The sequence below is a fragment of the Rathayibacter sp. AY2B3 genome (assembly GCF_002931755.1).
Taxonomy (GTDB): Bacteria; Actinomycetota; Actinomycetes; order Actinomycetales; family Microbacteriaceae; genus Rathayibacter.
Map to the genome: position 1 here is coordinate 12,217 of NZ_PSUG01000058.1, position 8,235 is coordinate 20,451.

Consider the following 8,235-nt stretch of genomic DNA (forward strand, 5'->3'; position numbering starts at 1 on the left):
CGCGATTCCCTCGACGGCTGTGTTCATTGAGGAGCCGCTCCCTGCGCGGCTCTTCGCGGTCGGCTCGACGAGGTGGTTGCGCGGGTGGAGCGGGTCGCGGTCGCCGCGGGGGAATCGCTGGGCACGCGATTCCCTCGACGGGTCGTGGGGGGTGCAGCTCCCTGCGCGGAGCCGCGGCGAGCGCGGGCGCGGTCAGATCTTGCGGAGGAGGACCGAGGAGACGGTGTGGTCCGCCTGCTTGCGCAGGACGAGGCTCGCGCGGGAGCGGGTGGGGCGCACGTTCTGCAGCAGATTCGGCTCGTTGATCGCTGCCCAGATGCTCCGCGCGCGCCCGCGGGCCTCGTCCGGGCTGAGCGCCGCGTAGCGGTGGAAGTAGGAGTTCGGATTCGCGAAGGCACCCTGCTGCAGGGTGAGGAAGCGCTCCTCGTACCAGCGCGCGATGTCACTGGTCCGGGCGTCGACGTACACGGTGAAGTCGAACAGGTCGCTCACCGCCAGGCCGTGTCCGGGCACCGGCGGCTGCAGCACGTTCAGGCCCTCGACGATCAGCACGTCCGGCCGCCGCACGACGATCTCGGCGTCGGGGACGATGTCGTAGGAGAGATGCGAGTAGAACGGCGCGCGCACCTCCGCGGCCCCGCCTTTCACCTCCGAGACGAAGCGGAGCAGCGCCCGCCGGTCGTACGACTCCGGGAAGCCCTTGCGGCTCATCAGACCGCGGCGCTCCAGCTCGCGGTTGGGCAGCAGGAAGCCGTCGGTGGTCACCAGCTCGACGCGGGGAGTGTCCTCCCATCGGGCGAGCAGCTCGCGCAGCAGGCGCGCGATCGTCGACTTGCCCACCGCGACCGACCCTGCGACGCCGATCACGAACGGAGTCGGCTGCGCGCGCTCCCCGAGGAACGTGCTCGTCGCGCGGTGCAGGTGCCGCGCGCCACCGGCGTACAGGCTCAGCAGGCGCGAGAGCGGCAGGTAGACCTCCGCGACCTCGGTGAGGCTCAGCCGGTCGCCCAGGCCCCGCAGCTGCACGACCTCGGTCTCCGACAGCGGCAGCTCCGTCGTGCGGGCGAGCTCGGCCCAGTCGGAGCGGACGATCTCGACGAAGGGGGAGGGGTGCGCGTCGCGCGCGGGATCGCGAGGAGACGACGGCATGGGGACCGATCCTAGCGTCCGCCCCGCCGGACGCCGGACGCCGCGGGAGGCGTCTCCGCGCCGCTTAGAATCGAGCGCATGTGTGGAATCGTTGGATACGTCGGTGAGCGCGACAGCCTGGCCGTGCTGCTCGGGGGCCTGAAGCGTCTGGAGTACCGCGGCTACGACTCGGCCGGCGTGGCCGTGATCGACGCCGACGGACAGCTCGACAGCCGCAAGCGCTCGGGCAAGCTCAGCGTCCTGGTCGACGACCTCGAGGCGCACCCGCTGGCCGAGGGCACCACGGGCATCGGCCACACCCGCTGGGCGACGCACGGCGGCCCGACCGACCGCAACGCCCACCCCCACCTGGCGGACGACGGCCGGCTCGCTGTCATCCACAACGGCATCATCGAGAACTTCCAGCCGCTCAAGGAGCAGCTGCTCGCCGAGGGCGCCGTCTTCGAGAGCGAGACCGACACCGAGGTCGCCGCGCACCTGATCGCCCGCGAGTACCGCCGCACCGGCGACCTCGTGCTCGCCTTCCAGGCCGTCGTCGCGCACCTCGAGGGCGCGTTCACCCTGCTCGCCCTGCACCAGGACCAGCCCGGCGTGGTCGTCGGCGCGCGCCGCAACTCGCCGCTCGTGATCGGCCTGGGCGACGGGGAGAACTTCCTCGGCTCGGACGTCGCGGCGTTCGTCGAGTTCACCCGCCGCGCGGTCGCCATCGGGCAGGACCAGATCGTCACGATCACCCCCGAGCTCGTTACGGTGACCGACTTCTTCGGGAACCCCGTCGAGACCGAGCCGTTCGAGATCGCCTGGGACGCGTCGGCGTCCGAGAAGGGCGGCTGGTCGAGCTTCATGGCGAAGGAGATCACCGAGGGCCCCGAGGCCGTCGCCAACACGCTCCGCGGTCGCATCCACGAGGGCGCGATCACGCTGCCCGAGCTCGACGCGCTCGGCCCGGTGCTGACGGAGATCGACCGCATCACGATCATCGCCTGCGGCACGGCCGCCTACTCCGGCATGGTCGCCAAGTACGCGATCGAGAAGTGGGCGCGCGTCCCCGTCGAGGTCGAGCTCAGCCACGAGTTCCGCTACCGCGACCCGGTGCTCACCCCGCGCACCCTCGTCGTCTCGATCAGCCAGTCCGGCGAGACCATGGACACGCTGATGGCGGTCAAGTACGCCCGGGAGCACGGCGCGAAGACGCTCTCCGTCTGCAACACGCAGGGCGCGACGATCCCACGCGAGTCGGACGCCGTGCTCTACACGCACGCGGGGCCGGAGGTGGCGGTCGCCTCGACCAAGGCCTTCGTCGCCCAGATCGCGGCGCTCTACCTCTTCGGGCTGCACCTGGCCGCGGTGCGCGGAGCCGCCTCCACCGAGCTCGTCGCCTCTCAGGCGGCCCAGCTCGCCGCGATCCCGGAGAAGCTCTCCCGCGTGCTCGACGCCTCCGACGACATCGCCCAGCTGGCCGGTTGGATGGCCGACACCCGTGCGGTGCTGTTCCTCGGCCGCCACGTCGGCTACCCGGTGGCGCTCGAGGGCGCGCTGAAGCTCAAGGAGCTCGCCTACATCCACGCCGAGGGCTTCGCGGCGGGCGAGCTCAAGCACGGCCCGATCGCGCTGATCGAGCCGGGCCAGGTCGTCTTCGTGATCGTGCCGAGCCCGAGCGAGTCGTACGAGCTGCAGCGCAAGGTGATCTCGAACATCCAGGAGATCAAGGCCCGCGGCGCCCGCGTCATCGCGATCGCGGAGCAGGGCGACACGGCCGCGATCCAGATCGCCGACGAGGTCGTGCCGATCCCGCTCGCCGACCCGCTGTTCGAGCCGCTGCTCGCCGTCACCCCGCTGCAGATGTTCGCGATGGAGCTCGCCGCCGCCAAGGGCCTCGACGTCGACCAGCCGCGCAATCTCGCCAAGTCGGTCACGGTCGAGTGATCGAGCCGTGATCGTGGGGATCGGGGTGGACGTGGTGGACCTCGCGCGCTTCGAGCGCTCGCTGACGCGCACTCCCCGGCTCCGCGACCGGCTGTTCGCCGAGAGCGAACGCTCGCTGCCCGTCGCCTCGCTGGCGGGCCGCTTCGCCGCCAAGGAGGCGCTGATCAAGGCGCTCGGCGATTCCGTGGGCGCCCGCTGGCACGACATGGTCGTCGAGCGGGACGAGCACGGGAATCCGTCCTTCGCGCTGCACGGCCCGGCTCGGGCGGCCGCGGAGGCGCGGGGGATCACGCGCGTGCACCTCTCGATGACGCACGACGCCGGCGTGGCCTGCGCGTTCGTGGTGGCCGAATCGTGAGCGCTCCCGCGTCGTACCGCGAGGCGGTGATCGACGTCGACGCGATGGCGGCGAACGCCGCGCGCCTGCGCGAGCTCACCGGCGCCCGCCGGCTCATGGCCGTCGTGAAGGCCAACGGCTACGGTCACGGCGCTCTGGCCGCGGCGCAGGCGGCGCTCGACGGCGGCGCGGACGCCCTCGGCACCGCGGAGCTGCGGGAGGCCGTGGCCCTGCGCGAGGCCGGCGTCGTCGCTCCGATCCTCTGCTGGCTGCACGACCCCGGCGAGGACTTCGACGCGGCGCTCGAGCACTCGATCGACGTCGCCGTCTCCTCCGTCGACCAGCTCGACACGCTCGCGCAGTCGGCGGAGGACCGCGGCGTGCGCGCCGCCGTGCAGCTCAAGGTCGACACGGGCCTCAGCCGCAACGGCGCCGCGGAGGAGGAGTGGCCGCGCCTGGCGGAGGCGCTCGCCCGCCACGGCGCGCGCGGCACCGTCCACCTCACCGGGCTCTTCTCGCACCTGTCCAACACCTCGCGCGAGGACGACCTCGCCCAGCTCGCGCTCCTCCGCCGCGCCGAGGCCGTGCTGGCCGCGCACGGGGTGCAGGCGCCGGTCCTGCACCTCGCGGCGACGGCGGCGGCGCTGCGCCTCCCGGAGGCCCGCCTCGACATGGTGCGCAGCGGCATCGCCCTCTACGGGCTCTCGCCGTTCGAGGACGAGACCTCGCTGCAGCTCGGTCTCGTCCCGGCGATGACGCTGCAGGGCCGCGTCGCCGGCGTCCGCCGCGTGCCCCACGGGACCGGCGTGAGCTACGACTACACCTGGCGTGCCGAGGGCGGGACGACCCTCGCGCTCGTGCCGTTCGGCTACGCGGACGGCATCCCGCGCAGCGCCTCCGGTGTCGCGGAGGTCTCGATCGGCGGCCGCCGCCACCGGATCGCCGGGCGGGTCGCGATGGACCAGTTCGTCGTCGACGTGGGGGATGAGAGCGTCGCGACGGGCGACCCGGTGACGCTCTGGGGCGACCCGACGACCGGTGTCCCGTCGGTCGACGAGTGGGCGCGGTGGTGCGGCACCATCAACTACGAGCTGGTCACCCGGCTCGGGCCGCGCGTCCAGCGGCGGCTGCTGAGCGCGGCGGACGGCCGTGCCTGAGCGCTCCTGGTTCGCGGACCGCGTCGTCGAGGTCGCCGACCCGGAGGCCATGGCGGAGCTGGGCCGCGAGCTCGGCCGAGTGCTGCGTGCGGGCGACCTCCTGGTGCTGACGGGGCCGCTCGGGGCGGGCAAGACCACCTTCACGCGCGGGCTCGGCGAGGGGCTCGACGTCCGAGGCCCCGTGACGAGCCCCACCTTCGTGATCGCCCGCACGCATCCGCCGCTGCACGACGGGCCGCCGCTCGTGCACGTCGACGCCTACCGCGTGGGCTCGCCGGTCGAGCTCGACGACCTCGACCTCGACCTGGCGCGCTCGGTGGTCGTCGTGGAGTGGGGCGCCGGGATGCTGGACGGCGTCGCGGAGTCCTGGCTCGACGTGGTCATCGAGCGGCCGACCGCCGGCTCCGACGCCGAGGAGGGCGAGGAGCCGATCGAGCCGCGCACCGTCCGCTTCCGCGGCACCGGCTGGAGCTGAGCCCGCGGGTACCCTGGACGCGTGCTCCTCGCGATCGACACCTCCTCCGGAACCTCCGTCGCTGTCGTCGACTCCGCGGGCGCCGTGCGCTCGGAGCGCACCGAGACCGACACCATGCGCCACGCCGAGGTGGTCGGCCGGCTGATCCAGGAGGCGCTCGAGGCGGCCGGCGTCGCGCCCGCGGGCATCGAGGCGGTCGCCGTGGGCATGGGCCCCGGCCCCTTCACGGGCCTCCGGGTCGGGATCGCCGCTGCGCGGGCCTTCGCGCTCGGCCGCGGCGTGCCCACCCTCCCCGTGGTCTCCCACGACGCGATCGCGCTCGCCGCGCTGCGGCACGGGCGCGCGGCGGGCTTCCTCGTCGTCACCGACGCCCGCCGACGCGAGCTGTACTGGAGCGCGTACGGCGGGCTCGACGACCAGGGACTCCCCGTCCGCCTCGCCGGGCCCGGGCTGGACAAGCCGCCGGCCCTCCCGCATCCGGAGCTCCCGCGCCTGGAGGCCGAGTCGGTCTCCGCCGGCGAGCTCGGAGTCGTGGCAGCCCGCCTGCGCGCGGCCGGCCGCCCCGGCGCCGCGGACGAGCCCCTCTACCTGCGCTCGCCCGACGTCACGCTGTCGGCCGGCCCCAAGCGGGTGACCGCATGAGCGAGGCCGTGCTCCGCGACGCTCAGGCGGACGACCTCGACGCCGTCATGGCGATCGAGGAGTCCGAGTTCGCCGGTGACGCCTGGTCGCGCGGGATGATGGCGGAGGAGATCCGGAGCCGCCACACCCGGTACCTGGTGGCCGAGCAGGACGGCGAGGTGGTCGGCTACGCCGGGCTCCTCTGCCCCGTCGGCGCGCACGAGGGCGACGTGCAGACGATCGCGGTCGTCGCCCGGGTCCGCCGCACCGGCCTCGGCCGCCGCCTGCTGCGCGCGCTCCTCGAGGCGGCCCGCGAGCGCGGCGCCCGCGAGGTCTTCCTCGAGGTCCGCGCCGACAACCCCGCCGCGCAGACCCTCTACCGCTCGGAGGGCTTCGAGGAGATCGGCGTCCGCCCGGCCTACTACCAGCCCGACGGGGTGGACGCGATCGTGATGCGCCTGCCGCCGACCCCGACCCAGGAGACCCCGTGAGCACCGGACCCCTCGTCCTCGGCATCGAGACCAGCTGCGACGAGACGGGGATCGGCATCGTCCGCGGCACGACGCTGCTCTCGAACACCATCGCCTCCTCGATGGAGGAGCACGCCCGCTACGGCGGCGTCGTGCCCGAGGTGGCCGCCCGGGCGCACCTGGAGGCACTCGAGCCGGCCCTGCACGCGGCGCTCGCCGAGGCCGGTGTCGCGCTCGGCGACCTGGACGCGATCGCGGTCACCAGCGGACCGGGGCTCTCGGGCGCCCTCATGGTCGGCGTCGGAGCGGCGAAGGCGCTCGCGGTCTCGCTCGGCCTGCCGCTCTACGCCGTGAACCACCTCGTCGGCCACGTGGGAGCCGACGTCCTCCGCGCGGACGGCAGCGAGGGCAGCCCCGTCGAGGTGCCGACGATCGCGCTGCTGGTCTCGGGCGGGCACACCTCGCTCCTGCACGTGCGGGATCTGGTGTCGGACGTCGAGCTGCTCGGCGAGACGATCGACGACGCCGCCGGCGAGGCCTTCGACAAGGTGGCGCGCGTCCTGGGCCTGCCCTACCCGGGCGGACCGCAGATCGACCGGGTGGCGGCGGACGGGGATCCGAAGGCGATCCGCTTCCCCCGCGGGCTCAGCCTGCCGAAGGACCTCGAGCGCCACCGCTACGACTTCTCGTTCTCGGGGCTGAAGACCGCGGTCGCCCGCTGGGTCGAGAAGCGCCAGGATGCGGGCGAGGAGGTGCCCGTGGCCGACGTCGCGGCGAGCTTCCGCGAGGCGGTCGCCGACGTCCTGCTCACCAAGGCGCTCGCCGCGTGCCGCGACCGCGGCGTGCCGCGCCTCCTGCTCGGCGGCGGCGTGGTCGCCAACGCCCGGGTGCGCGCGCTGGCGGAGGAGCGGTGCGCGGCGGCGGGAGTGACCCTGCGGATCCCGGCGCTCTCGCTCTGCACCGACAACGGCGCGATGATCGCCGCGCTGGCGGCGCAGCTGATCGAGGCGGGGCATCCGCCGTCGGGGCTCGGCTTCGGCGCCGACTCGACCCTGCCGGTCACCGAGATCCAGGTCCGCTGAGGTCTCTACCGGGCGGTGGCCGGGGCGCGCAAGCGGCGCCCAGCTTTTTGACAGCCGGAACGTGGCACTGCCACTCTTGGCCGCATCCGCACGTTCCTGACCCTGGGGGATTCCATGACCACTCCGTACACGCCCGCGTCCGACCGCTACAACATCCTGGCGATCATCGGCTTCATCGCCTCGTTCTTCGTCTCCATCGTGGGCATCGTGCTGGGCTTCATCGCCCTGTCGCAGATCAAGCGCACGGGGGAGAAGGGCCGCGGCCTCGCCCTCGCCGCCGTCATCATCGGCTTCGTCGCGATCATCATCACCATCATCTCGTTCGTCGCGCTCTTCTCGATCGCGGCGACCATGCCCTCGACCGGGTACTGATCGACACGCCTCCGAGGCTCGGGGGCGCCCGCACCACCAGGAGGACACCGTGACCGACGACACCGCGCCCGGACCGCAGACCGGACCGGCGCCCGCGCCGTTCGCCCCTCCGCTCGGCGAGCCGTCGGCGGCCTACCCGCCGCCGACGGCCGCCGCCGATCCCTATCCCGGGCTCCCGCCCCGCCGCCCGCCGATGAATCCGCTCGCGGTCGCGGCTCTGGTGTGCGGACTGCTGGGCCTGGCGCCCGCCGCCATCGTCCTCGGCCACATCGGCTTCGCCCAGGCCGGACGCTCCGGACAGCGCGGCCGCGGTCTCGCGGTCGCCGGCTTCGTGCTGGGCTACCTCGCGATCGTCCTGGCGGTGGTCGCCTACCTCGCCTGGACGGCCTTCGTCGGCGACCTGCGCGACGACGGCTACCTGCCCGCGTGAGCGGACGGAACCCCTCCGCCGCCGCCGGGGTGCTGGCTAGACTCGCGCCATGAGCGACGACAGCACCCGTCCCGGCCCCGGCTCCGACGAGCAGCACGGCTCCGTCCCGGTCCCGCCGGCCCCGCCCGTCCCCCCGGCTCCGTCCGCTCACGCGGGCAGGTAGCCGTCGTCGCGCAGGTCGCCGACGAAGGCCGTCCAGGCGAGGTAGGCGACCAC

Annotated in this window: 10 protein-coding genes; 9 read left to right on the forward strand and 1 reads right to left on the reverse strand. The window is 73.8% G+C overall.

Features of this window, described 5'->3' with window-relative positions; all coding sequences use genetic code 11:
• Positions 1 to 192 precede the first annotated feature (192 nt).
• Positions 193 to 1,149: a type I pantothenate kinase gene (gene coaA / locus C5C24_RS15735; protein WP_104305417.1), complete on the reverse strand. Its 957-nt coding sequence runs from the start codon at positions 1,147 to 1,149 to the stop codon at positions 193 to 195.
• A gap of 78 nt (positions 1,150 to 1,227) precedes the next feature.
• Between coaA and glmS the strand changes: the two genes are divergently transcribed.
• From glmS to C5C24_RS15780, 9 genes are all read left to right on the forward strand, one after another.
• Positions 1,228 to 3,075: a glutamine--fructose-6-phosphate transaminase (isomerizing) gene (gene glmS, locus C5C24_RS15740; protein ID WP_104277920.1), complete on the forward strand. Its 1,848-nt coding sequence runs from the start codon at positions 1,228 to 1,230 to the stop codon at positions 3,073 to 3,075.
• Positions 3,076 to 3,082: 7 nt separating this feature from the next.
• Positions 3,083 to 3,433, forward strand: coding sequence for a holo-ACP synthase (locus tag C5C24_RS15745; protein ID WP_104225009.1), 351 nt, complete (start codon positions 3,083 to 3,085; stop codon positions 3,431 to 3,433).
• Entirely contained in the window at positions 3,430 to 4,569 is a 1,140-nt protein-coding gene (alr, locus tag C5C24_RS15750) for an alanine racemase (RefSeq protein ID WP_308470843.1), read from the forward strand. The genes C5C24_RS15745 and alr overlap by 4 nt, the downstream gene beginning before the upstream one ends.
• Positions 4,570 to 4,618: 49 nt before the next feature.
• Positions 4,619 to 5,044 (forward strand): tRNA (adenosine(37)-N6)-threonylcarbamoyltransferase complex ATPase subunit type 1 TsaE, encoded by a 426-nt coding sequence (gene tsaE / locus C5C24_RS15755; protein ID WP_104277925.1) that lies wholly within the window; start codon positions 4,619 to 4,621, stop codon positions 5,042 to 5,044.
• A gap of 21 nt (positions 5,045 to 5,065) precedes the next feature.
• Complete coding sequence (gene tsaB, locus C5C24_RS15760) at positions 5,066 to 5,686, forward strand: tRNA (adenosine(37)-N6)-threonylcarbamoyltransferase complex dimerization subunit type 1 TsaB (protein ID WP_104277922.1); 621 nt, start codon at positions 5,066 to 5,068, stop codon at positions 5,684 to 5,686.
• The gene (rimI, locus tag C5C24_RS15765; protein WP_104234156.1) at positions 5,683 to 6,156 is read left to right on the forward strand and encodes a ribosomal protein S18-alanine N-acetyltransferase; all 474 of its coding nucleotides are present in this window, start codon (positions 5,683 to 5,685) and stop codon (positions 6,154 to 6,156) included. Before tsaB ends, rimI begins: the two co-directional genes overlap by 4 nt.
• Positions 6,153 to 7,217 (forward strand): tRNA (adenosine(37)-N6)-threonylcarbamoyltransferase complex transferase subunit TsaD, encoded by a 1,065-nt coding sequence (gene tsaD / locus C5C24_RS15770; RefSeq protein WP_104277923.1) that lies wholly within the window; start codon positions 6,153 to 6,155, stop codon positions 7,215 to 7,217. Before rimI ends, tsaD begins: the two co-directional genes overlap by 4 nt.
• Before the next feature lie 114 nt (positions 7,218 to 7,331).
• Complete coding sequence (locus tag C5C24_RS15775) at positions 7,332 to 7,589, forward strand: DUF4190 domain-containing protein (RefSeq protein ID WP_104225014.1); 258 nt, start codon at positions 7,332 to 7,334, stop codon at positions 7,587 to 7,589.
• A 49-nt stretch (positions 7,590 to 7,638) separates the two neighbouring features.
• Positions 7,639 to 8,019 carry a DUF4190 domain-containing protein gene (locus tag C5C24_RS15780; protein WP_104305418.1) on the forward strand — a complete coding sequence of 127 codons (381 nt, stop codon included), beginning with the start codon at positions 7,639 to 7,641 and terminating at the stop codon, positions 8,017 to 8,019.
• The last annotated feature ends 216 nt before the right edge of the window (positions 8,020 to 8,235 follow it).